Annotated in this window: 1 protein-coding gene; it reads left to right on the top strand. The window is 63.5% G+C overall.

Annotation, left to right across the window (positions count from 1 at the left end; all coding sequences use genetic code 11):
• Nucleotides 1–345 (top strand): LysR family transcriptional regulator (locus tag HX773_RS25725; RefSeq protein ID WP_176973840.1); only part of this gene is annotated, 345 nt, incomplete at both ends.

Below are 345 nucleotides of genomic sequence, written 5' to 3'. Positions count from 1 at the left end.
ACCTGAAGTTTTTCCTTGAGGTCGCTCGTACCCGCAAGGCCAGCAGCGCGGCCAAGCGCCTGGCGGTGGACTACACCACGGTGTCGCGGCGCATCAGTTCGCTGGAAGCGGCGCTGGGCACCTTGTTGTTCGAGAAATCGCGGACCAACGGCTTTGTCCTGACCGCCGAAGGCCAGCGCCTGCTGGGTTATGCCGAGTCCATCGAAAGCACCCTGCACATGGCCTGCGAGCAGGTTTCCGGGTCTGGGGTGGCGCTTTCGGGGCATGTGCGCATGGGCTGCACGGAAGGCTTCGGCAGCTTCTTCATCACCCCGCAGTTGAGTCATTTCGTCGAGGCCTACCCGG

The sequence above is a fragment of the Pantoea sp. B9002 genome (assembly GCF_013385945.1).
Lineage (GTDB): Bacteria > Pseudomonadota > Gammaproteobacteria > Enterobacterales > Enterobacteriaceae > Pantoea.
This window is presented reverse-complemented; position numbering and strand designations above follow the sequence as displayed.